Annotated in this window: 25 protein-coding genes; 15 read left to right on the plus strand and 10 right to left on the minus strand. The window is 51.8% G+C overall.

All coding sequences use genetic code 11. From position 1 onward, the window contains the following. Nucleotides 1–56: 56 nt before the first annotated feature. Entirely contained in the window at nt 57–1,523 is a 1,467-nt protein-coding gene (dnaA, locus tag HZU72_RS05110) for a chromosomal replication initiator protein DnaA (RefSeq protein ID WP_035582418.1), read from the minus strand. 533 nt (nt 1,524–2,056) lie between these two features. Here dnaA and rpmH point away from each other — a divergent pair. The 4 genes from rpmH to mnmE all read left to right on the plus strand — a co-directional run bounded on the left by rpmH (nt 2,057) and on the right by mnmE (nt 5,898). Next, on the plus strand, nt 2,057–2,191 hold the full coding sequence (gene rpmH / locus HZU72_RS05115; RefSeq protein WP_008959105.1) for a 50S ribosomal protein L34: 135 nt from the start codon (nt 2,057–2,059) through the stop codon (nt 2,189–2,191). Between the two features lie 7 nt (nt 2,192–2,198). Then, the gene (gene rnpA / locus HZU72_RS05120) at nt 2,199–2,597 is read left to right on the plus strand and encodes a ribonuclease P protein component (protein ID WP_180090841.1); all 399 of its coding nucleotides are present in this window, start codon (nt 2,199–2,201) and stop codon (nt 2,595–2,597) included. A gap of 121 nt (nt 2,598–2,718) precedes the next feature. Further along, a complete protein-coding gene (gene yidC / locus HZU72_RS05125; protein ID WP_180090842.1) occupies nt 2,719–4,407 on the plus strand; it encodes a membrane protein insertase YidC in 1,689 nt (562 codons plus the stop codon). A gap of 120 nt (nt 4,408–4,527) precedes the next feature. Beyond that, entirely contained in the window at nt 4,528–5,898 is a 1,371-nt protein-coding gene (mnmE, locus tag HZU72_RS05130) for a tRNA uridine-5-carboxymethylaminomethyl(34) synthesis GTPase MnmE (RefSeq protein WP_180090843.1), read from the plus strand. 15 nt (nt 5,899–5,913) lie between these two features. Here the strand turns inward: mnmE and HZU72_RS05135 are convergent, their stop codons facing one another. The 4 genes from HZU72_RS05135 to rdgB all read right to left on the minus strand — a co-directional run bounded on the left by HZU72_RS05135 (nt 5,914) and on the right by rdgB (nt 9,392). Further along, nucleotides 5,914–6,759 (minus strand): 23S rRNA (adenine(2030)-N(6))-methyltransferase RlmJ, encoded by an 846-nt coding sequence (locus HZU72_RS05135; RefSeq protein WP_180090844.1) that lies wholly within the window; start codon nt 6,757–6,759, stop codon nt 5,914–5,916. Between the two features lie 94 nt (nt 6,760–6,853). Next, nucleotides 6,854–7,528: a YiaD family glycine zipper/OmpA-like lipoprotein gene (locus tag HZU72_RS05140; RefSeq protein ID WP_180090845.1), complete on the minus strand. Its 675-nt coding sequence runs from the start codon at nt 7,526–7,528 to the stop codon at nt 6,854–6,856. A gap of 78 nt (nt 7,529–7,606) precedes the next feature. Continuing rightward, nucleotides 7,607–8,791 (minus strand): radical SAM family heme chaperone HemW, encoded by a 1,185-nt coding sequence (gene hemW, locus HZU72_RS05145; RefSeq protein ID WP_180090846.1) that lies wholly within the window; start codon nt 8,789–8,791, stop codon nt 7,607–7,609. Next, the gene (gene rdgB, locus HZU72_RS05150) at nt 8,784–9,392 is read right to left on the minus strand and encodes an RdgB/HAM1 family non-canonical purine NTP pyrophosphatase (RefSeq protein ID WP_180090847.1); all 609 of its coding nucleotides are present in this window, start codon (nt 9,390–9,392) and stop codon (nt 8,784–8,786) included. Before rdgB ends, hemW begins: the two co-directional genes overlap by 8 nt. A gap of 283 nt (nt 9,393–9,675) precedes the next feature. Here rdgB and HZU72_RS05155 point away from each other — a divergent pair, with 283 nt between their 5' ends. The 6 genes from HZU72_RS05155 (at nt 9,676) to HZU72_RS05180 (ending at nt 13,803) form a co-directional block, all read left to right on the plus strand. After that, entirely contained in the window at nt 9,676–10,368 is a 693-nt protein-coding gene (locus HZU72_RS05155; protein WP_180090848.1) for a response regulator transcription factor, read from the plus strand. Between the two features lie 25 nt (nt 10,369–10,393). After that, nucleotides 10,394–10,906: a CsgE family curli-type amyloid fiber assembly protein gene (locus tag HZU72_RS05160; RefSeq protein WP_180090849.1), complete on the plus strand. Its 513-nt coding sequence runs from the start codon at nt 10,394–10,396 to the stop codon at nt 10,904–10,906. Beyond that, nucleotides 10,906–11,322, plus strand: a complete 417-nt coding sequence (locus HZU72_RS05165; protein ID WP_180090850.1) for a curli assembly protein CsgF — start codon at nt 10,906–10,908, stop codon at nt 11,320–11,322. The genes HZU72_RS05160 and HZU72_RS05165 overlap by 1 nt, the downstream gene beginning before the upstream one ends. A gap of 51 nt (nt 11,323–11,373) precedes the next feature. Next, a complete protein-coding gene (locus HZU72_RS05170) occupies nt 11,374–12,204 on the plus strand; it encodes a CsgG/HfaB family protein (protein WP_180090851.1) in 831 nt (276 codons plus the stop codon). A gap of 239 nt (nt 12,205–12,443) precedes the next feature. Continuing rightward, nucleotides 12,444–12,983 (plus strand): hypothetical protein, encoded by a 540-nt coding sequence (locus HZU72_RS05175; RefSeq protein WP_180090852.1) that lies wholly within the window; start codon nt 12,444–12,446, stop codon nt 12,981–12,983. 58 nt (nt 12,984–13,041) lie between these two features. After that, nucleotides 13,042–13,803 (plus strand): hypothetical protein, encoded by a 762-nt coding sequence (locus tag HZU72_RS05180; RefSeq protein WP_180090853.1) that lies wholly within the window; start codon nt 13,042–13,044, stop codon nt 13,801–13,803. A gap of 64 nt (nt 13,804–13,867) precedes the next feature. On the opposite strand, the gene HZU72_RS05185 is transcribed toward HZU72_RS05180, so the two are convergent. The 5 genes from HZU72_RS05185 to HZU72_RS05205 all read right to left on the minus strand — a co-directional run bounded on the left by HZU72_RS05185 (nt 13,868) and on the right by HZU72_RS05205 (nt 18,712). After that, entirely contained in the window at nt 13,868–14,230 is a 363-nt protein-coding gene (locus tag HZU72_RS05185) for a hypothetical protein (protein WP_208457969.1), read from the minus strand. Nucleotides 14,231–14,309: 79 nt separating this feature from the next. Further along, nucleotides 14,310–15,590 (minus strand): glutamate-1-semialdehyde 2,1-aminomutase, encoded by a 1,281-nt coding sequence (hemL, locus tag HZU72_RS05190; RefSeq protein WP_180090854.1) that lies wholly within the window; start codon nt 15,588–15,590, stop codon nt 14,310–14,312. Between the two features lie 36 nt (nt 15,591–15,626). Further along, on the minus strand, nt 15,627–16,436 hold the full coding sequence (thiD, locus tag HZU72_RS05195; protein ID WP_180090855.1) for a bifunctional hydroxymethylpyrimidine kinase/phosphomethylpyrimidine kinase: 810 nt from the start codon (nt 16,434–16,436) through the stop codon (nt 15,627–15,629). Beyond that, nucleotides 16,436–16,867: a protoporphyrinogen oxidase HemJ gene (gene hemJ, locus HZU72_RS05200; protein WP_180090856.1), complete on the minus strand. Its 432-nt coding sequence runs from the start codon at nt 16,865–16,867 to the stop codon at nt 16,436–16,438. The genes thiD and hemJ overlap by 1 nt, the downstream gene beginning before the upstream one ends. Before the next feature lie 9 nt (nt 16,868–16,876). Then, the gene (locus tag HZU72_RS05205; RefSeq protein ID WP_180090857.1) at nt 16,877–18,712 is read right to left on the minus strand and encodes a chloride channel protein; all 1,836 of its coding nucleotides are present in this window, start codon (nt 18,710–18,712) and stop codon (nt 16,877–16,879) included. Between the two features lie 134 nt (nt 18,713–18,846). Between HZU72_RS05205 and argC the strand changes: the two genes are divergently transcribed. The 5 genes from argC (at nt 18,847) to HZU72_RS05230 (ending at nt 23,078) form a co-directional block, all read left to right on the plus strand. Then, nucleotides 18,847–19,881 carry an N-acetyl-gamma-glutamyl-phosphate reductase gene (gene argC / locus HZU72_RS05210; RefSeq protein WP_180090858.1) on the plus strand — a complete coding sequence of 345 codons (1,035 nt, stop codon included), beginning with the start codon at nt 18,847–18,849 and terminating at the stop codon, nt 19,879–19,881. Between the two features lie 332 nt (nt 19,882–20,213). Then, nucleotides 20,214–20,567 (plus strand): iron-sulfur cluster insertion protein ErpA, encoded by a 354-nt coding sequence (gene erpA / locus HZU72_RS05215; RefSeq protein ID WP_007112206.1) that lies wholly within the window; start codon nt 20,214–20,216, stop codon nt 20,565–20,567. A 161-nt stretch (nt 20,568–20,728) separates the two neighbouring features. Beyond that, complete coding sequence (locus HZU72_RS05220) at nt 20,729–21,505, plus strand: transporter substrate-binding domain-containing protein (RefSeq protein WP_180090859.1); 777 nt, start codon at nt 20,729–20,731, stop codon at nt 21,503–21,505. 119 nt (nt 21,506–21,624) lie between these two features. Beyond that, the gene (locus tag HZU72_RS05225; RefSeq protein WP_180090860.1) at nt 21,625–22,296 is read left to right on the plus strand and encodes an amino acid ABC transporter permease; all 672 of its coding nucleotides are present in this window, start codon (nt 21,625–21,627) and stop codon (nt 22,294–22,296) included. Nucleotides 22,297–22,307: 11 nt separating this feature from the next. Continuing rightward, nucleotides 22,308–23,078 carry an amino acid ABC transporter ATP-binding protein gene (locus HZU72_RS05230; RefSeq protein WP_208457970.1) on the plus strand — a complete coding sequence of 257 codons (771 nt, stop codon included), beginning with the start codon at nt 22,308–22,310 and terminating at the stop codon, nt 23,076–23,078. Nucleotides 23,079–23,378 lie beyond the last annotated feature (300 nt).

The following is a 23,378-nucleotide window of genomic DNA, read 5'->3' on the forward strand; positions in this document are numbered from 1 at the left end:
ACTCCGGTTCTATATCCTGAAAGACCTGCGTATAACAGGCCCATCCCATGGAATGATTAACTGGTCAACAGGCGCAGTAAATTCTTGTAATCCTCGCGAATATCCGCGCTCTCTTCCTGCAATGATTTCACTTTTCGGCAAGCGTGCAACACCGTTGTGTGGTCACGCCCGCCAAAGGCATCGCCAATCTCAGGTAAGCTGTGATTGGTGAGCTCTTTAGCAAGCGCCATCGCCACCTGACGAGGGCGGGCAACTGAGCGTGAACGGCGCTTCGAAAGCAGATCCGCCACCTTAATCTTGTAATATTCGGCGACCGTACGCTGAATATTATCTACCCCTACCTGCTTATCCTGAAGCGCTAACAGATCTTTCAGAGACTCACGAATAAAATCTTGGGTAATCGTTTTACCCATAAAGTGCGAATCAGCAATGACTTTTTTCAACGCACCTTCCAATTCGCGCACGTTGGAACGAATTTTTTGCGCAATGAAGAAAGCCGCATCGTGAGGCAAATCGACCTTAGCTTGGTCGGCCTTTTTCATCAAGATGGCCACACGGGTTTCAAGCTCTGGCGGCTCTATCGCGACCGTAAGCCCCCAACCAAAGCGTGATTTAAGGCGTTCCTCTACACCACTGATCTCTTTAGGATAGCGGTCAGAGGTCAGGATCATTTGCTGACCACCTTCTAATAACGCATTGAAGGTATGAAAAAACTCTTCTTGAGAGCGTTCTTTTCCAGCAAAAAACTGAATGTCATCAATAAGTAACGCATCAACACTGCGATAAAAACGCTTAAAATCATTAATCGCATTAAGCTGGAGCGCTTTAACCATATCGGCGACGAACCGCTCTGAGTGCAGGTATACCACCCGGGCGTTTTCACGCCGGGTTGCCAATGCGTTCCCCACTGCATGCATTAAGTGGGTTTTACCCAAGCCTACGCCGCCGTATAAAAACAAAGGGTTATAAGCGCCACCGGGGTTTTCAGACACCTGGCGGGAGGCAGCACGAGCCAACTGGTTAGACTTACCTTCCACGAACGTATCGAAAGTAAAATTCGGATTGAGCCCGCTGCCATGTTTCAGACTGCCTTCTACCTGTACCTGACGTTCATTATTACGCCGACTCGGCGCTTCATCGCGTAGCCTATCGATCTCGCGCTCATCAGCAATATCGCCGCGTGGCGGCGTATGTACCGCTGGCGACGCTGGCCGCGACGGCGAAGCCGATACAGGATTACCTAAATCACGATGCTGAGGGGCCTGGGTTGCCAAACGGCGACTACCCACCGTCAGGCTGACCTTTGGCGGTTTGGCCGGTGCGAGTTCACGCATCAGCTCACTAATCCGCTTGGCATACTTATCGCTCACCCAATCGCGCACAAAACGATTCGGCGCCAATAAGCGCAGCTCGTTGGACTCTCCTTCTTCTGCCTGCAGCGGGCGTATCCAGGTATTGAACTGTTGTGAATTCAGCTCATCCTGCAGGTTGTCCAGGCACTGTTGCCAAAGCGTCAGTGACACTCATCTCACCATCGGTTGAAAACGGCCGACCATTGTAGCGCCCAAAGCCTCGGTTATCCACACGGGTTTAGGCCTCAATATTGCCCTGTGGACAACTAACGATGAGCCCATGGGAAAACCTTGTGGAGGGACGGGGATAATTGTTAAATATGCGTCTTACACACGGGTTAATCACATCTCGCCAACACCTTGTAGACGGCTTATACGGGACTTACACACAGATTTTTTATTGTTATAGGCAATTGAAAAACATAGCTTAAAACTACTTATCCACAAATAGTATCCCCACTATTAATAACAACAGGTTTAGAACTACCTATTAGTAATAATAGTGACTTTATCAATGGCTACTCTTACCGTATCAAGCACGCTGGTTGAGCTGTGATAACGCTTTTATGCAAGGAAAAATTGCACCCAGCAGAGGAAGTCTCTACAATTTCCGGTCTTGAATTGAATCTCCCCGGCTAGTTCCTCACTGGACCGGGCTTTTTGGAATTCACTTTCCGTCCTAAACCACGTGGGAATAACGAGTTATGAAACGCACTTTTCAACCTAGCGTTCTCAAGCGCAAGCGCGCGCATGGCTTCCGTGCTCGTATGGCAACCAAAAACGGTCGCGCCGTCCTCGCACGTCGCCGTGCCAAGGGCCGCAAGCGTCTGAGCGCCTGATCTCAGATTGCGTGTACCGCAGCAAGGCTTTCCCCGGCAATTACGGTTACTAAATGCTGGGGACTTTAGTCACGTGTTTGAGCAAGCCGACCTAAAAGTGCATGGCAAAGGTATGATGGCGTTAGTTCGCTTAAGTACTCGGGGACACCCCCGCCTTGGACTGGTGGTCAGCAAAAAAAATGTTAAACGCGCCGTAGATCGCAACCGTTTCAAGCGTCTGGTTCGAGAATCCGTTCGTCTTCGTCAAGATTACCTACCCTCTGTGGATATAGTGGTACTTGCGCGACGTGGCGTTCAGGATATCGATAACGACACCTTGCATCGCCAGTTACACGGCATGTGGAAACGACTACAGCGTGACGCACAGGCGGTGATCGCAGCACCAACGCCTAAGCGTGACACGTGACCTTTGGTGCACCCCTCGCCGCTCGACCTCGGCCTGCCAACTGGCAGGCTTTCGTGTGTCAAGAGTCGAGTAAATGACACTGCGCCATTAGCATGTTCACCACCCAGCGGGCAGAACCCTCATGGACGTAAAACGACTTTTATTACTGATTCCACTAGCCGTACTCGCTTACTTGCTAGTCGTCCAGTGGAATCAGGATTACGGGCAGCCGAATTACGATTCAGTGCCTGAAACGACGCAACGCAGCAATTCCACGTCTCCTAGCAATGCTGAAGATGGAGAAAGCGGCTTATCGGTGCCGAGCGCGTCTTCACAGCAAAGTACGGTAGGTGAAGGTATTCCTGATACCGAAAGAGAGACATCAAGCCGCGACTTCATTGCCGTGACCACAGATGTTCTTGATGTGCGTATTGATCCACACGGTGGCGATATTGTTTATGCCGCGTTACCGCAGCACAAACTCTCTCTGGATTCAGACCGTAACTATGTGCTGTTATCCGATAACAGCAACCGTAGCTACGTGGCTCGCTCAGGTCTTCAGCTCGATGGCCAAGCCAGCCGTATCGCGTTCACCCCTGAAAACTCTGAGTATCGTTTAGGCGATAACGATGACGAGCTAAGCGTTGATCTAACCGCTGATGTTAACGGCGTTGAGGTCATTAAGCGGCTTACCTTTGAGCGCGGCAGCTATGCGGTCAACGTCAATTACTACCTGGCCAATAACACCGATGCACCGGTTAGTGCGCGCTTTATTGGTCAGTTGGCGCGCGACAATAGCCCTGACCCGTCAAGCGGTGTCTCTATGGGTATGAACTCCTATTTGGGGGCGGCTTACTCAACACCTGATGCGCGCTACGAGAAGATCGACTTTGAGGATATTCAAAGCCATAACTTTGAAAACCGTGAAGCACAGGGCGGCTGGATAGCCATTATTCAGCACTACTTTGTGTCGGCATGGGCGCCTCAGCAGGATCAGCAAAACCTTTTCTATGTCACCACCGACTCCAGTAATCGTAACGTCGTAGCCTTTGCTGGCCCCACCAGCACTGTGGCCGCCGATAGTGAAACCACTCTAGGCGCCACTCTGTACGTCGGGCCAAAAGTGCAGGACTATCTGGAACAAGTCGCGCCCAACCTGCAATTAACCGTGGATTATGGATGGTTATGGTTTATTGCTAACCCTCTCTTTTGGCTGCTGGACAAGATCCACGATGTGGTCGGCAACTGGGGTTGGTCGATTGTCCTGTTAACAGTGCTGGTTAAAACGGTGCTGTTCCCGCTTTCCGCAAAAGCTTACAAATCCATGGGCCGGATGCGTAAACTGGGCCCGGAAATGCAGCGCCTGAAAGAGATGTATGGCGACGACCGACAGAAAATGTCGCAAGAGATGATGAAGTTCTACCAGAAGGAGAAGATCAATCCGCTGGGGGGCTGTCTACCTATTGTGATTCAGATGCCTGTCTTCATCGCTCTCTACTGGATGTTGCTTGAGTCGGTTGAATTACGACATGCGCCGTTTATCTTCTGGATTCAGGATCTATCGGTGAAGGATCCGTACTTCATTCTGCCGATTCTGATGGGCATTTCGATGTTCGTTCAGCAGATGTTGAACCCGACACCTCCAGATCCTATGCAAGCGAAGATCATGAAGATGCTACCCATCATCTTTACTTTCTTCTTCCTGTGGTTCCCGGCCGGTCTGGTTATCTACTGGGTAGTCAACAACATCATTTCGGTGGCGCAGCAGTACTACATTACGCGCAAAATCGAAAATGATCCGAGTATCGGCAAAGGCATGAAAACCAAATAGACTGCCTTTGTCATCGCCCTTCAGACCCCCGCCTCGAGCGGGGGTCTGGCGTTTTAAGGTCGACAAATCCAGACTAGACCGATCAAATGCTATTTCTGCCAATTGACTAAGAGATTCACCATGGCCGAACGCCTCTACACGCCTGACACCATTGCGGCACTGGCAACACCTCCTGGACGTGGCGGCGTGGGTATTATCCGTGTCTCAGGGCCTGCCTGCCGCGAAATCGCTCAGGCCATGGTTGGACATTGCCCTGCCCCACGATACGCTCACTACGGCCCCTTCCAAGGCGCAGAAGGCAGTATTGATGAAGGCATCGCTGTGTTCTTCAACGGCCCCCATTCGTTTACCGGTGAAGACGTACTGGAACTCCAGGGACACGGCGGCCCAATTATTATGGATATGCTGCTGGAGCGTTGTGTCGCCTTGGGTGCTCGTTTGGCGCGGCCAGGAGAGTTTTCAGAGCGGGCGTTTTTAAACGACAAGCTCGACCTGGCCCAGGCGGAAGCGATTGCCGATCTCATCGATGCCACCTCACGCTCGGCGGCAGAGAACGCCGTACGCTCGCTCCAGGGTGAGTTCTCGAAGCGCGTTTCTGCGCTGGTGGAACGCTTGATCGAACTGCGCGTTTACGTTGAAGCGGCGATCGACTTCCCCGAAGAAGAGATCGACTTTCTTGCCGACGGTCACGTTGCCCAGCACTTAAGCAGCGTCCAGCAAGCGCTGAGCGACGTACGCCAAGCGGCAGGCCAAGGCGCACTGCTGCGCGAAGGGATGAGCGTGGTCATTGCCGGGCGACCCAATGCGGGTAAGTCGAGCCTGCTAAATGCGCTGACCGAACAAGATACCGCCATTGTAACGGATATCGCGGGCACGACCCGGGACGTGCTCCGTGAGCATATCCATATCGATGGTATGCCCCTACATATCATCGACACCGCTGGATTGCGCGATACGCCTGATGCGGTGGAGAAAATTGGTGTCGCACGTGCCTGGGCCGAAATAGAGAAAGCCGACCGAGTGCTACTACTTGTCGATGCCAGCACCACTACTTCAACCGACCCCATGGCCATCTGGCCCGAGTTTGTCGCTCGCCTGCCCGACCAGAGCCGCTTAACCCTGGTGCGTAATAAAATCGATACCAGTGCCGAACCGGCGGGCATTGATTTATCCACAACCACGCCCATTGTGCGCCTATCGGCGAAAACCGGTACGGGTGTGGATAACTTGAAAACGCATCTGAAGGATGTGATGGGGTTTGCCGCCACCACCGAGGGTCGCTTCTCCGCCCGCCGACGGCACTTGGACGCCCTAGATCGCGCCATGGCAGCCCTTGATACCGGCCGTGCTCAGTTGGATGGCTATGGCGCAGGGGAACTGCTGGCGGAAGATTTGCGTGAAGCCCAACAGGCCTTAGGCGAGATCACCGGAGAATTCAGCGCCGATGATTTGTTGGGCGAAATTTTTGGCAGTTTTTGTATCGGCAAATAGAGCTGTTTTCAACAACTACTCTCCCACCCACCAATCCGCCTGGTAGTGGCTATCAGCACCGAGCAGCGGGGTAATTTCTGCCATCGCTGCTGATAGGCGTTTATCCAACCCCCAGGGCGGATTAATCACCAGCATACCGCTACCGAACATACCGTGATCCTGCTCGCCAGGTTTGCGCAGCAGCAGCTCGCTGCGCCATATCTTGCGTATTCCGCTCTCCTTGAGGCTGCTTAATAGCGTGCGATGATGGCCTGCTGGCAGCAGCGGGTACCAAATCAATACCACGCCATGGCGCGCTTTCTCTAAGGTATAAACCACCGTCTCGGCGACGTCCTGATACTCGGCTTTAATCTCATAACTCGGATCAATCACAACGCATAGCCGTGGCGTTACCGCCGGCAGCATGGCTGACAGCCCTGCCAACCCATCGCCAAACACTCGCTGTGCATGGGGCGATAATTCCTGGGCATTAAGCTGCTCATGCTCGCCAGGGTGTAGCTCAAACAGCCGCAGTTGATCCTGCTCACGCAATGAATGGCTCAGCCACCAGGGTGAGCCTGGGTAGTGAGTAAATGCCTCTGGCATGGGTTGAGCGCTTACTAGCGCTGCTCGCCATGCGCTTACCAGCTCATTGCTAAGCTCAGCGCGAGCTTGCCACACTGGCCATATCCCCTCTCGATACTCTTGCAAGCGTTGCGTCTCTTGAGCATTGAGGGGATAGAGTCCTCGCCCCGCATGAGTATCGATATATGTAATGGAAGATTTTTTACGTAATAAATAATCAATCACCGCATAAAGCGTTAGATGTTTATGTACGTCCGCAAAATTACCGGCATGATAGGCATGTTGATAAGACAGCATGGAAGCTCATCGGCAAGTGAATGAAAAAAGCCCGCTATGTGAGCATAGCGGGCTTGGGGCGGCAATAGCCAGATTAGTTCATCAAGCGTGAGACTTAACCTTGACCATCGCCCGTGGGAGTTAAAGTAATTTCTACCCGCCGGTTTTGAGCACGACCCTGTTCATTGTCATTACTGGCAACTGGCTGGGTAGCACCATAGCCCGAGGTATTAAGACGCGTAGACGAAACGCCGTTCTGAGTAAGGTAGCTCGATACGGCTTGAGCGCGGCGCTCGGAGAGACGCTGATTGTAGCTAGCATCGCCGGTGCTATCGGTGTGGCCGGCGATACTAACACGGGTGTCTTGGTACTGAGTGAGAACATTAGCGACTTCATTAAGAGAGCCGCGCGCCTCGCTGGTAAGATCAGCAGAGTCAAAGCCAAAGGTAACGCCGCTAGGCATATTGAGCACGATATCGTCGCCACGGCGATCGATTTCAATGCGTGACCCCTGTAGGTTTTCACGTAGCTGCTGCTCTTGGCGATCCATATAGACACCAATACCAGCGCCCGCTGCTGCGCCCACGGCAGCACCAATTAGTGCGCGGTCACGACGGCTGGTGCTGCCATCGCCAGACAGAGCGCCTGCAGCGGCCCCCACGGCGGCACCAATCCCGGTGCCCATAGCGGTGCTAGAGCGCTGCGTTTGGCCACCGTAAGGATCCGATGTAGCGCAACCGGCCAGTAGAATAGCAGCCGCCAACGGTGTCAGTAGTCGAGAAATACGCATCACTCACTCCTTGTAAGTCGTCAAGCTTGATGATTCAAGTCTGTTATTTCAGAAAAAAAGAATTCTGTAGATTGCTGGTCAATCATCGCTGATCAAAGCTAGCAACTCATTCAAGAATAATAGACCTTGAGGCGATGCACGCAGTTTTTCAGGCATTTGCATCAAAAGTCCTTTTTTCTCGGCAGATTGTAAACGCGTGAGTAACATTGCAGACGCTTGCCCAGTGTTGGCTCTCCATGTCTCAAGCGACACCCCGTCAGTGAGCCGTAAAGCGTTCATGGCAAACTCCAACGGTAGCCCATCCGTTTTTATAAGCTGTTTACCTGCTATAAAGCCACGTAGATCCTCTACGCGCTTTAAATAAGCGTCCGGCTGGCGGGTTTTCCAGCGCCGTTCAATGTGCCACTCCCCATTTGAGTCAATACGACTAAGCTTGCCATGGGCACCAGCGCCAATCCCAAGGTAGTCACCAAACTGCCAGTAATTAAGGTTATGGCGACTCTGGTGACCAGCACTAGCGTAAGCCGAGATCTCGTAGCGCTTGAAGCCCGCCTGCTCCAGGAGCTGATGCCCTTTATCCTGAATATCCCAAAGCGCCTCTTCCTCTGGCAGTACCGGGGGGTGGGAGTGAAAGGCGGTATTCGGCTCAAGGGTCAACTGGTACCAAGAGAGATGTTCAGGTGCTAATGCCAGCGCTTGGGCAATATCATCCATCGCCAATTGAGGCGTTTGATTGGGCAAACCGTGCATAAGGTCAATATTAATATTGGCAAAGCCGGCTTCGCGCGCCTGCGTCACCGCAGCAATCGCTTCGTCACCGCTATGGATTCGCCCCAGTGCATGCAACTGATCAGGCTGAAAGCTTTGAATACCCAGCGAAAGACGGTTAATGCCTGCTTTCCGGTAACCAATGAAACGTTCTTGCTCCGTGGTACCTGGATTTGCCTCTAAGGTAATTTCTATCTCTTTAGAGAAGGGTAAACGGATCTGAACCTCTTTTAGTAACCGTTCATAAAACGCGGGCGACAGCAGGCTGGGAGTCCCACCGCCAATAAAGATGGTTTTAATTTCCCGACCAGCCGCCAGACCAAGATCACTATCCAGATCTTGTAAAAGCGCATCTAGATAGGCGGCTTCAGGTAAATCCCGCGGTGTAAAACCGTGAGTACCCGGCTCATGAGAATTGAAATCACAGTATGGACATTTACGTACACACCAGGGCGTGTGGATATAGAGAGAGAGTGGCGGCAATGTATCAGCCATGCGCCACCTTCAGTAGCTCCACTAACCCCTGCAACGCGCGACCACGATGGCTAAGGCGATTTTTGCTTTCACTAGGCAGCTCGGCAACGCTCATACCCTGATCGGGTAACCAGAAAAGCGGATCATAGCCAAATCCCTCCTTCCCTCTGGGATGAGCAAGAATCTCGCCTTCCCAACTCCGCTGCACTATGACCGGCACCGGATCCTTCGGATGGCGCAAATAAACCAGCACACACCAGTAACGTCCACTTCTCTGTCCTTCCGCACAGTCACTTAATGCGGCTAACAACGTTTGGTTATTTTTCTCATCGCTTCTCGGTTCACCGCCATACCGAGCGGAATAGATACCGGGCGCCCCATTGAGTGCATCTACTTCAAGCCCAGAATCGTCAGCTAATGCAGGTAATCCACTGATGAGGCTCGCTTCACGCGCTTTTAACAGTGCATTTTCGACGAAGGTTAGCCCCGTCTCTTCAACATCCGTGACACCAAAATCCGCCTGGGGGCGAACATCGAATCCCAAAGGCGAAATTAACTGATTGAATTCTCTTAATTTTCCTGCATTGCCACTGGCAAGTACAAGGGTATTGACGACGACCATGGCATGTACTCCTAACAGTAGAGCGTCAGTTTACGCGCTCATGGAACGTATCAAAAGCCAGCAAAATGTTACTAAACGTATATAAATAAATTCTATTAAACCTATTTCTAATTAAACCATTACTCATTGTTTTTAAAGAGTTAAAAAATTCTAATGAAAAATTCATCAGGTTGTGTGCATTACTTTTACCACTTTATTAATAACAAAACTTTACATAACGTATCTTATAGACAACACTAAATATGTGACCTGCTCACTCTTTCTCTCCACGAGGGCTACCCAAATGTCGCAGGAAAAGTCTACCGGAACGGTGTATGTCGTTACCGAAAAAAGTCCCCAAGTCCAGCTGTTCGCTGAGTACTTGAATAAACACACCGGTTGTCAAATTAGTATCCACTCCCCCCACGCAGCGTTACCAACTTCTGCATTGGGCAACATGTTGATACTTATCGATAGTGATCATATCGGCATAGATGCAATGCCTGAGTGGCAAGACAAACTACCCGATGCGCTCACTAAAACACCTCTAGCCGCCTTCAACATTCATGATATGGATCACGCCCTTGAAGCGCTCTCATGCGCACAGCTAAAAGGCGTGTTTTATCGTAATGAAAGTCTTGAGGTCATCTGTAAAGGCATACACGCGCTACTTGAAGGAGAGCTGTGGATGTCGCGGGATTTGATGGCGCGTTTGATTTTGTTCTATCGCAAATACCAGAGTAATGCCTTCCGCCCAGCCTGCGGACTCACTAACCGGGAAATGGAAATTATTTCGCTACTTAGCGGTGGCTCTTCCAATCAACAAATTGCCGAAAAGCTGTTTGTTAGCGAACACACCGTTAAATCACACCTTTACAACATTTTTCGCAAAATTAACGTTCACAACCGCATTCAAGCGCTCAACTGGATTCATCAGAACCTGGGCCCGATTCTGCCCAATATTGAGACCGCACGCAGCCTTCAGCGGCATAGGTAACGCTTCAAGTGCAAGGGTGATTGGCATGTCATTAATAAACCGTTTAACCATCGGCGCTTTAGCCGTGGCGATGTCTGTCTTGTCATCTTCAGTATGGGCCAACGAACCCACCGATGCGTTACCCGCTAATGAACAAGAAGCGATTGACGCTATTAATCAGCTCTCAAGCCCTGATGGACCTGAAGTGAAAGGCAGCACTAACGGAGGAAGTGAGCTAACCGGTGTCATGGTAGACCGCACAATCACCATGGCAGGTAAAACCTTTTATCGTGCCTTTAGTCAGCGGGCGATGGATAACCTGATTATCGGCAATACAACCATCACCATTAAAGAGCGCCCCGATGCCCGCTGGGGCAGCCAAATATGGGTGATGGAGGGCAACCGTATGTATTTCCGTACACAGCTCTCCCCCAGGATAAATGAAGCCGATCGTGCCGCTGGGGAAGCTGTTGAAACCGTCGAAAGAGCTCTAATAGAACGACAAGTATCCGCAGCATTATCGTCCGACAAAGACCTGGGTAAAGAGGAGATTTTCTAATGAAGACCATAAAAAGATATGGCTTAACCGGAATGGGTTTGGCCTTAGTACTATCCGCCACAGCTCAGGCTGGGGATTTGATTTACAAGCCACTTAACCCATCTTTTGGTGGTGATCCCTTCGTAGGTAGCTATCTATTAGGCAAAGCCCAAGCGCAGGATACTAATACCGATTCCAGTGCTAGTAGAGCGACACCCACTTCCGCTACCGAAAGATTACTGCAAAGTTTAGAGAGCCGACTCATTTCTCAATTAATAGCAGATGTCAGTTCGGGGGATGTTGGCGAAGGAAGTTTCGATAGCGATGAGTTCGGTGTGGTAGTTAGCGACAATGGCGGCCAATTAGTTGTAAGAGTAGTCGATAAAGTGACGGGTGACGTGACCGAAATAAGCGTGGGTGGGCTGTTCAATCCTTAAAACAAAAAATAACTCACCACAAAAAATTATTCGTCATCTCAGGGGAACACCATGAAAATTATCGCAACACTAATTGTCGCCAGTTTACTGAGTGGTTGTGCCGGTATGGTCGCCACATCGGAAAATTTAGAAGGTGCAAACGCAACGCTAACTCCCCGCGGGGCAACCTACCAAGATTTAATTTCGCTCCCTCCCACCGCCGGGCAAATATTTGTGTCTGTCTATGACTTTCGCGACCAAACAGGCCAATATCGACCAGCACCTGCCAGTACTTTTTCCACCGCCGTCACCCAAGGTGCCGCAGCAATGCTGACCGGCGCACTGGCGGATTCAGGTTGGTTTATACCGCTTGAGCGTGTGGGCTTACAAAACCTGCTTACTGAAAGACGCATCATACGGGCTGAATTCGAACGCTTTGGTCAGCCCGATACGCTTCCATCACTCCGGGCGGCCTCGGTAATGCTGGAAGGTGGCATTATCGCTTATGAATCCAATGTGCGAACTGGTGGCGCTGGTGCTGAATATTTTGGTATTGGTGCCTCAGGGCAGTACCAAGTTGATCAGGTAACGGTCAATTTACGCGCGGTTGAAATTTCCACAGGCGAAGTACTAGCTAACGTAACTACTACGAAAACAATTTACTCTAAAGAGATGCGAGCGGGTGTCTATCGCTTTATTGATTTTCGTCGTTTGCTAGAGGCCGAAGTAGGCCTTACCACGAATGAACCCGTTCAACTTGCGGTCATGTCAGCGATTGAATCGGCAGTTATCCACCTTATTGCTAGAGGCGTTGAAAACCGCCTGTGGAATTTGGCACCAGGGACGAATATTCAAGATACCGTACTTAATGACTACCTAAATTCCCCCACGCCCATGCTTTAATATTTCTTATATAAAAAGTAACAACGGCCACATTTCTAGTGGCCGTTACACACGTAAATAATACCTAAAATGACTACAAACCTAATTCTTTTATAGTGATTTTAATGATAAGTATTATCTCTTTAATAGTTAAAAAAACAATCGTCATCTCAAAAAAAATCACTATGGTTAATTTCTAAAAACACACCAAAATAAACACAATGATACAAAATGATACATAAAGTTTCGAAAGGCCAGATATGAAACCGTTCAGTTACTGCCAGCACATGCGAATCTATTTTACTGCGTTAGTGGCCGCAATTTCATTAACCAATGCTTCCACCTCATTAGCCGCAGGTAATAACTTTCCACATTCATCGGAAGAAGATGCCAGAATAACTCAGTATGCAGCAGGTACATACCATAACAATTTATTAAAAAGTAACGTTAGCATCATTAGTCAAAACGGTAATGATAACCAAGCTAACGTTACACAGTCTCGCTCAGCGAGCTATCAAATGGGTAACATCGCCTACATCTATCAAGATGGATACAACAACCAAGCCAGTATTTCTCAAAATAATGGCGCTAACATTGGTTTAGTGAAACAGATAGGTTCAAATCATATCGCAAATATCAGTCAAACTGGTGGCCAATTTGAAATTAAAGCACAAGTAAACCAGTTTGGACGGAACAGTGATATAGCTCTTTATCAATCGGGCAGTGGCCTTCGCAGCATAAGTGTCGAACAACAAAATTATTCGGGCTATGCACGACCGGTCACTATCGATACCAACTGAGTCGCAGCCAGCTTCTCAGTTAAAACCAAAGCAAGTAGATCGAAAAAGGGGAACCACCATGAAAACTCAAATTACTACTATCGCTGCCGCCATTGCTCTAGTTAGCGCGTTCTCAGCACAAGCTCGTGACTACCAAGACTCTACCATCAACGGCACTGCAAATTCGGTAGCGAATCCAGCTTTTGATGAACAAGAATCGATTCGTTCAGGTTTGAATGGATTTGATCGAGATTCTAAGCGAACGTCGTTAATCATCCAGAATGGTGATGATAACATGGCTGAAACTGATCAATATGGTGATGAGCAATATTCTCGCGTAGCTCAGAAAGGAGATGACAATACCTCTTATGTATTACAAAGCGGCAACGAGCATGAATCTATTGTTTATCAAAGAGGCGATGAGAACAAGTCTATTGTTGTACAAAAGGGTGGAGAGCTTAATGATTCTTTTGTTCACCAAGAGGGTAATGGTAACAACTCCACCGTTGCACAGTTCTGGAACACTAGCAAGAGCGACTCCATAGTCGAGCAATTTGGTGACAATAACTCTTCGGACGTTTATCAGGCTTATAATACCGATGAAACTTGGAGCTTTGTGCATCAGGACGGAAATTATAATGAAGCTAAAGTCATCCAAGTTGCAGCAGATCTAAGTTCTTCCTACATCTATCAAGGTGGCAATGATCACATGGCCGATGTATACCAAGAAGGTCGTAATAACGTGTCTACTATCCGCCAAAACGCTTCTTACGGTGGTGCTGCTGCAGCTACTCACTCTCAAGTAGGGCACAACAATTCTGCTATCTCGACTCAGTGGTAATCGATCGAGCTCACGCAAACCGCCCCTTCTGGGGCGGTTTTTTATTACTTCAAGAATGCAAAAGTTAACGAATCATCAGCGTTAATGTACCCCCGGCTCCCTGAGTCGACGAACGCGACCGGTTGCTACCTTTCTGAATATCCACTTCCAACCGCTCATCGTCACTTAACAGTTTTACCGTGCCTTCCAGCTCTGTCCCGGTAAACGAATATTCGGCAGGCACCGTCCCGTGCTCTTCCACATGCTCGGTCGTTTCGCCTTCATGGGTAATCTGCCAGTGGGCGGAAAATTCTGCGCCTGGCGAACCGCTCATGGTGATATGGATCTGGGTCATGTCCTGCTCCTGAGGCGACTGTGCAACCAGCGGAAAGCAGGCTAGCAGCCCCGCTGCGCAGATCACGTATCGCCAAGCCGTTGGTCGTGTCATGAGTGTAGCTCTCATCTAAGCCAAGAGCCGCTCAGAGTGAGCGGCTCTTGCAGTATAGCGGGCTTTTAGTTACTTGCCGTTACATAACTGCGAAGGCTTTTTCTGCTGCATCCAGGGTGAACTGAATGTCTTCCGGGGTATGAGCGCTGGACATAAAGCCTGCTTCGTAAGCAGAAGGCGCCAAGTAAACACCGTGATCGAGCATCGCGCCAAAGAAGCGGCGGAAGGCATCCGGGTTGCAGGCGGTGGCTTGGGCAAAGTTATCCACACGGCTTTGTGAGGTGAAGAAAAGTCCAAACATACCGCCTGCCGACTGCGTCATCATCGGCACCCGTGCGGCATTGGCACGCTCCTGAAGGCCCGCACAAAGGGTGTTAACCCGCTGGGTAAGCGCATCATGAAAGCCCGGCACCTGTAGTTTGGTTAGCAGTGCAACACCTGCAGCCATCGCCAGCGGGTTACCCGACAATGTGCCCGCTTGGTAAACCGGCCCCAGGGGGGAAATGTTTTGCATTATCTCGCGCTTGCCACCAAAGGCGCCCACCGGCATACCACCACCGACAATTTTTCCCAAGCAGGTTAGATCAGGCACTATGCCATAGTGGGCTTGGGCACCGCCCAATGCCACTCGAAAACCGGTCATCACTTCGTCAAAAATGAGCAGGCTGCCGTACTCGTTACATACTCGGCGAAGTGTTTCCAAAAAGCCCGGTTGAGGCGGAATGCAATTCATATTGCCGGCAACGGGTTCAACAATAATGCAGGCAATCTGATCGCCAATTTCGCTAAAACACGCTTCAACACCTTCAGGGTCGTTAAACGACAGCGTAATAGTGTGTTCAGCCAGCGACGCGGGCACGCCCGGCGAGCTAGGTTCGCCGTGGGTAAGCGCGCCCGAGCCCGCCTTAACCAACAGTGAATCAGAGTGGCCGTGGTAGTTACCCTCGAACTTAACGATCTTATCGCGGCCAGTGGTACCTCGCGCCAGCCGAATCGCCGACATGGTGGCTTCGGTGCCCGAGCTGGTCATGCGCACCATATCCATGGAGGGGATCATCTCGCAGATCAAATCCGCCATGGTGGTTTCGACTGCGGTAGGGGTTCCAAAGGACAGGCCGTTGTCTAATCGCGCCCGTACGGCTGCCAATACGTCTTGGTCGGCATGCCCAGTGATCATGGGCCCCCAGGAGCCGACATAGTCCACGTAGCGATTGCCTTCGACGTCAAACAGAAAGGCACCTTGAGCACGCTCCATAAAGACCGGCGGGCGGTGCAACCCTTTAAACGCCCGGACAGGTGAGTTTACCCCGCCCGGTATATGGCGATTGGCAAGATCGAACAGTTCAGCTGATGTAGTCATGGCATCCTCTCGGTCAATGGCGTACAGAAGATAGGATCAAAAACGGGCAGCCCGTGAAAAACGATGTGGCAAACACTGGCCGCTGGGCGGTTGAAAGCCTTGAGACAGACTTTGCCAAGTAAAGTGCTGAGCCTGCTCACAAGCTGTTGGTAAGCGCTCACCAACAGCGAGACGAGCAGCTAGAGACGATGCCAGTGTGCAGCCAGAACCATGGAACAATTCAGGCAAACGTGGCCACTGCCACTGGCGAGTAGTATCAGGCGAGTGCAGGGTGTGCACCACCTGCTGGTCGTTGCCGGGCAGCGGCTCATCCGTGGCAGTGACCAGAATGGCTTGGCACCCCTGTGACATCAGTGCCACCGCACGGGCCGTATCATCGAAAGGAGTGATGATGTCAGGCGTAAGCTGTGCCAACTCAGCACGATTCGGGGTTAAGATATCCACAAGCGGTAACAAGCGATCAATAAACAATTGACGCAAAGCAGGTGTGGATAACTCAGTTCCGCCACCGGCCTTAAAGACCGGATCGGCTACCACGGGAATGCCTGGAAAACGACGAATAATTTGCTCCGCTGCGCGCAAGGTGTCTTCGTCAGCAAGTAGGCCAATCTTAATCGCCGCGACCTGCATCTCACTAATTGCCTCGGCCATTTGGCGCATCGCGGTCGGCTCAGCAGGGATCACGCGGGTCACATTATGACAATTCTGTACCGTCAGCGCAGTGGGGATCGTTACCGCCCAACCACCACAGGCCGCAATGGCTTCACTGTCAGCGATTAACCCAGCGCCACCAGTCGGGTCATGCCCGGCGAGTACTAACACCACGGGGGGAAGCGGTCGGCGCATCAAAAGGGCTTCACAACGGCAAGCAGAATAATCGCCACGAGCGCAATCACCGGCGCTTCATTAAGCCAACGGAAAAACACATGGCCTTTGGTACAACGATCCTGGGCAAACTGCTTCAAATAGATCAAACAAACGTGATGATAGGCGATAAGCAGAACCACTAGCGCCAGCTTGGCATGCATCCAGCCCTGGCTAAACCATTCGGGCACCAGATAGAGCATCCAGCCACCAAAAATGAGCACTGCAATCATCGAAGGGGTCATGATGCCACGGTAGAGCTTACGCTCCATGGTTTTGAAATAGCTGATGGCCTGTTCGTCGCCGTTATCCCGCGCAGTGGCGTGATACACATACAGGCGGGGTAAATAGAACAGCGCAGCGAACCACGTCACTACGGCCATTAAGTGAAGGGCCTTTAACCATAGGTACATTGTCGCTCCTTAAAGTGATGAATCCTTCTTACGGGCATCATTCCCTCGTACTTCATTGTCACGAGGGTCGACGCCACGGGGGTCAGTGTAGTGATAATAACGTTCGATGGCGCCACGGGTGATAATACCTGAAATACGCCGCTGCTTTGGGCGATAGCCGTGAACGACGTAGAGCGCCCCCAGAGCGTTATCCTGCAGTTTTAGAAACGCTTCGGAAAGCGTCGCCTGTAAACCAATCGGCGCCAGTTCCAAGCGCTGTCCTGGGATCTCCAGTAAGTCGATCAGTTCATCCGTAGGCGGCTCTTTCCCCTGCAACGCCTCATCGTGCTCAAGCAGCCAACGTGCCAGTTCAGCGGCTTTTAGCGCCAGCACCGGTTTTTCCTCTGTTGACCGCTCAATCACTAACCACACCGGGTTCTTCTCTAATAAAAGCCGCGCTTGATCAGGGGGGATCATTCGCTCGGTGCGCACTAGTTGACGCTCCATCACCGCAGGCACCGAAACCCGTGAGAGAGCCTGCATCAACGGCTGCTGAAGCGGGTGCAACCCGTAGCGTACAGTGCTAATAAAGAAACCTTCACAGCCGGTCAATTGACGCGAGGTTAAGCACGCCACCACCACCGCCAGCATGCCGGGAAGCATGATACTCGGCGTATGGGTTAACTCCAAAAGCGCCATTAGGGCAGCCAGGGGCGCTTGTAATACCGCCCCCATCATTGCGGCCATACCTAGCATCGCGTAAATACCAGGATCCGCGGCTTTATCAGACCAAAGCCAGCCCCCCAGTAAACCAAACAGTGCGCCTGTGGCAGCACCTATGACCAACACCGGGCCGATAATACCAATGGGTACACCACCAGCGACAGTTAGCGCCGTAAGCAGCAGTTTGACAATCATCAGCGCCAGCAGCACTTTAATTTCCAGCTGGTTATTGAGCGCCGCCGCTACGCTGTCATAACCGATGCCCTGAACCTGAGGAAACCACCAAGCCACCGCGCCAGTTGCCACACCCACCAAGCCAAGACGCATCCAGAGCGGCCACAGCATAATCCGCTGACTGCGTGAAATATGAATAAACAGCCCCGCTAGCAGACCAATCACCAGCCCGGTAAACACAATCCACGGCAAGTTGATAAGTGAACCTAATGCTATCTCAGGGATACGAAAAGCGGGTTCGTTGCCATACGCTAGCTGCGCCACCAGCGCACCCATGGTAGAGGCCAAAATCACGGGCATAAAACTCATCAATGTGTACTCCATCATCACCACTTCCATGGCGAAGATGACACCCGCGATAGGCGTGTTAAAAGAGGCGGAAATAGCTGCTGCGGTACCACAAGCCACGAGTACTCTGAGACTATTATTGGGCAAGCGCATCTGTTGACCTAACCCACTGGCCGCCGCCGCGCCTAAATGAATCGCTGGACCCTCGCGTCCAGCAGAGAGCCCGCCCAATACCACCACAACACCTACCCACCACTGATTTAACCAATTGCGTAACGGAAAACGGCCCTGATGATAGGTAAGCCGCTCAATTACATGGCCAACGCCCAACTTACGCGCTGCCGGTTTTTGCCGGTACAGCAGCACACCCACAAGTGTAACCGCCAACATAGGTAGCAGTGCACGCAGCCAGGGCGCCATGCTTTCAAACGCTTCTGGGTCGCCATCGGTCATGTAGAGCGCGGCGCCCGCCTCCAATAGCAGCCGAAACGCCACCATCACAGCGCCGGTAATGATCCCCGAGACAAGGCCCAGCAAACAGAGTTGCGGAAGGGCGTCGACGTTGGCCAACTGGCGACGAAAACTCTCTAAGGTAAAATCCGATCGGGAAAAACGCGCCACAGTGACCTTCCTTACTCTTGTATCTTTACACTCTTGTGTATCATAGCTGGATACGCTTAAACAGCTTGGTGTCCTATGCTTAAGCTAATAGCGAATTTGGTTTTCTACTCAGCGGCACCCGTAAGGAGTGATTTGTGATTAAGGTCGGCATTGTTGGCGGTACAGGTTACACCGGCGTTGAACTACTGCGGCTACTCGCCCAACACCCCCAAGTTAACGTAGCCATGATTACCTCGCGCTCGGAAACCGGCGTCAAGGTGTGCGACATGTACCCCAATCTGCGCGGTCATTACAACACGCTGGCATTTAGCGAGCCGGACGCCAAACAGTTGGGCGCCATGGATGCGGTATTTTTTTCCACCCCCCATGGCGTTGCCCACACCCTAGCGGGTGAGCTACTCGAAAACGGCACTCGGGTGATTGATCTATCAGCCGACTTCCGGCTGCGCGATACAGAAGAGTGGAGCCGCTGGTACGGTCAGGCCCACGGCGCCCCGGAATTGTTGCAAGAGGCGGTTTACGGGCTGCCGGAAATGCACCGGGAGAAAATCAAAAACGCACGGTTAATTGCGGTTCCCGGTTGCTACCCCACCAGCGTTCAGTTGGGCTACCTGCCGCTTTTGGAAGCGGGTTTGATCGACCCAAGCCAACTCATTGCTGACTGCAAATCCGGCGTTACCGGCGCAGGCCGCGGCGCTAAAGTAGGCTCACTGCTCGCCGAAGCCAGCGAGTCGATGAAGGCCTACGGCGCCTCGGGCCACCGCCACCTGCCGGAAATTAGCCAAGGACTTAGAGATATCCAGCAATCCACGGTGGGTTTAACCTTTGTGCCCCACCTAACACCGATGATTCGCGGCATTCACTCCACACTCTACGGCCAGCTAACCGCTGACCCCGGCGATCTGCAGGCACTGTTTGAGCAGCGCTACGCCGACGAACCCTTTGTCGATGTGATGCCTGCGGGGAGCCACCCTGAAACGCGCAGTGTCAAAGGCATCAACACCTGCCGCTTGGCAGTCCACCGGCCTAACAATGGCAACACGGTGGTCGTGCTATCGGTGATCGATAACCTGGTCAAAGGCGCTTCAGGCCAAGCAATCCAAAATCTCAACTTAATGTTTGGCTTTGAAGAGAATACCGGTCTCACTGCCCCTGCGCTGATGCCTTGAACCAAACAAAACACCAGTATGCAGAGGGTACTCAAAGAGGTTCTTTGCCAAGGCAGGTGCGAGGGCAGGTTGGAGCGAGGGTCTTTCGACATGGCCGGAAAATGTTCCCGACAATTCCGGCATTTCCGCCATCCATGGCGGTCAGATGTCGAAAGTAGCGCCCATGGACGGGTTCACAGCGCCCTCGCGGAAACCTGCCCTCACCAGCTAAGGGCTGCAAGCTAAGCTTCACCTAACTAATTTCCAGCAATAGTTGACCAATTTGCTGGGAATTACCCATAATCATCCCCCAATGCCGATTTATTCGTTCTTAAAGCTCGCGGGAGGTACCCATGAGCGGTGCAGAAGCCTTTGTTCCTACTCCACTACTGCTCTCTGATAGCGCACGCAAACGTATTAATGCGCTGATTGCAGAAGAAAATAACCCATCCCTTAAACTGCGGGTCTATGTAACTGGTGGCGGCTGTTCAGGTTTTCAGTACGGTTTCGACTTTGCAGAAAACGTCGCTGACGATGACACCGTTATTGAGTTCGGTAACGCAGCTCTAGTGGTTGATCCCCTCTCCTACCAATACTTGGTAGGCTCCACCGTCGACTACGAAGAGGGCCTGGCGGGCGCACGTTTTCGCGTTCAGAACCCTAATGCCACCACCACCTGCGGCTGCGGCGCCTCCTTTATGGTCTAAACAGCGTTGGCCCACAGCGCTCCCCGTGACTTGACGCCTTGTCGGTTTCTCGCCAAGGTTAATAGGTCAACAACGGCTTAAATAACGGTTTATAAAGAGCATCAAACGGTAAAAAACCGCTTTGTAACCCGCCACCAGCCACATAAAGCACGGGGAAACTTATGAAAGTAGCACTACCACTCAGCCTAACCAAAACAACGCTGGCGCTTGCACTGGGATTGGGCAGCGCCACTGCCGCCATGGCCCAAACGCCATCGGTGAACGTGGCCACTGACCCAAGCTTTGTGCCGTTTGAAATGATGGATCAAGAGACCGGCGAAATGGTCGGCTTCGATATGGATATCATCAACGAAGTCGCCGAACGCGCAGGCTTTGAAGTCAACCTCACTACCATGGAGTTCTCCGGCATTATTCCCGCCGTGCAAACCGGTAGCCAGGAAATCGCCATTGCCGGTACCACCATTACGGAAGAGCGTGCAGAAGTTGTCGACTTCTCCGACCCCTACTACGATTCCGGTCTTCGCATTATTGTGCGTGCCGACAATGACAGCGTCGAAACGCTAGAAGACCTTCAGGATCTCGCCGTTGGTACCAAAATTGGTTCCACCAGCTACGACTACCTGCAGCAAGAGCTTGGCGAAGATGCAGAAATCACCCCCTTCCCGGGTACTGCCGACATGTACATGGCGCTGCTAGGCCGTAACGTTGACGCGGTGCTCTATGACGCCCCTAACGTCGCCTACTTCTCGCAAACCCGTGGCGAAGGCCGTACCAAGGTTGTTGGCCCGCTATATGAAGGTCAGCAGTACGGCATCGTCTTTCACAAAGGCAGCGAGTGGGTGGAACCCACCAACGAAGCACTCGCCGCGATGAAGGAAGACGGCACTTACGATGAGATCTACACCAAATGGTTTGGTGAAGCCCCCAGCGAAGAGTGAGTGTAAAACCTCAACAATAGCGTAACGCCATTACAGGGCCGGGTGGCCAAAACCCCCGGCCCTGCTGCGTTGATCATGTGTTTTTTTGCCAACTGCTTTTTTGTTTCAGGAGTCTACGCGTGGACGTCAATTTTCAGTTTGATTGGTCGGCGGCGTTTGGGTCTATCCCTTACCTGCTGCCGGGTATTCCCTGGACGCTACTTATCTCATTTGGCGGCTTGGCCATTGGTTTTTTTATCGGCATATTCTTTGGCCTGTTACGCATTAGCCGCCTGCGCTGGCTACGCTGGCCGGCCATCATTTATGTCGAAGTGTTCCGCGGCACGCCGATTCTAGTCCAAGTGCTGTTTATTTTTTACGGCTTACCACAACTGCTGGGTGGGCCAATTAACGCCCTGGTCGCCGGGATTGCCGCGATCGCCGTTAATTCCGGCGCTTACATCTCTGAAATCGTGCGCGGCGGTGTGCAGTCGATTGAGCGAGGTCAAGGGGAAGCTTCGCTCTCTCTGGGCCTTTCCCGCACTCAGGCGTTTCGCTACGTTATCTGGCCCCAGGCGTTTCGGCGCATGATCCCGCCCCTTGGCAACCAAGGCATTATCAGTATCAAAGATACCTCTCTGTTCTCGGTGATCGGCGTAGGTGAGCTAGTGCGCCAAGGGCAGATCTATATCGCCACCACCTTCACGGCCCTTGAGGTCTACTTTATGGTCGCCCTTATGTATCTCGCGATCACCTGGACGCTCTCCATCATCCTGCGCCAACTTGAGCGCAGAGGTCTGGCCGGACAATAAGGACACGCGCAATGAGCGAGACATTGAAAAACACAACGCAACCAATTGTGCGTATGCAGCAGCTCAACAAACACTTTGGCAGCCTGCACGTACTCAACGATATTGACCTTACGATAGTGCCCGGTGAAGTTGTCGTGATCATCGGTGCCAGTGGCTCAGGTAAATCGACGCTGATTCGCTGTATTAACGGCCTGGAAGAGTTCCAATCAGGCAGTTTGGTGGTCGATAACAACGAACTGCTGCCCCATGGAAAGAGCACCCAAGCACTGCAAACCATCCGCACCGAAGTAGGCATGGTCTTTCAGCAGTTCAACCTGTTTCCTCATCTCAGCGTCATTGATAACGTCACCCTCGCGCCGATGAAAGTGCGCGGTTTAAGCCGTGACGACGCGGTCAGTAATGCCAAACGTTTGCTTGACCGGGTGGGTATCGCCGACCAGGCCGATAAGTACCCCAGCCAGCTCTCAGGCGGCCAACAGCAGCGTGTGGCGCTCGCTCGTGCCTTGGCTATGGAACCCCGGCTGATGCTATTTGACGAACCCACATCGGCGCTTGACCCGGAAATGATCGGTGAAGTGCTCGATGCCATGCGTGAACTGGCCAAAGAGGGCATGACTATGGTGATTGTTACCCATGAAATGGGCTTTGCCCGTGAGGTTGCCGACCGGGTGATTTTTATCCATAAAGGCGAGATTACCGAGCAGGGCCATCCAGAAAAACTGTTCGATTCACCGCAGCATGAACGTACTCAATCCTTCCTTGCGCGGGTGCTAAAACACTAGATGTAGCCATTCAATGCCCTAGCATAGACCTGCGTTTGGCACCTAAATAACTCGTTCGCTGATGCGAAATGACGCTTTTTTACCGGCCTGTCGACACGACAGGCCATTTTTTTGCCTGTGGATAAACTTTTTTTACATTGATCGTTTTTATCTCCGTAAGGCCTACCATGGGAGTCTCTCAGCGTTAGCTCCACACCCAACGATGGTTGTTCACAGCTGCGGTAACAACCCAGGTACTGGCCGGTGGATAAGCCGTGGCTAATTGCATCTGTGGATAAGGTGCTATTTCATCCACAGGCT

This window comes from Vreelandella sedimenti (assembly GCF_013416325.1).
Classification (GTDB): domain Bacteria; phylum Pseudomonadota; class Gammaproteobacteria; order Pseudomonadales; family Halomonadaceae; genus Vreelandella; species Vreelandella sedimenti.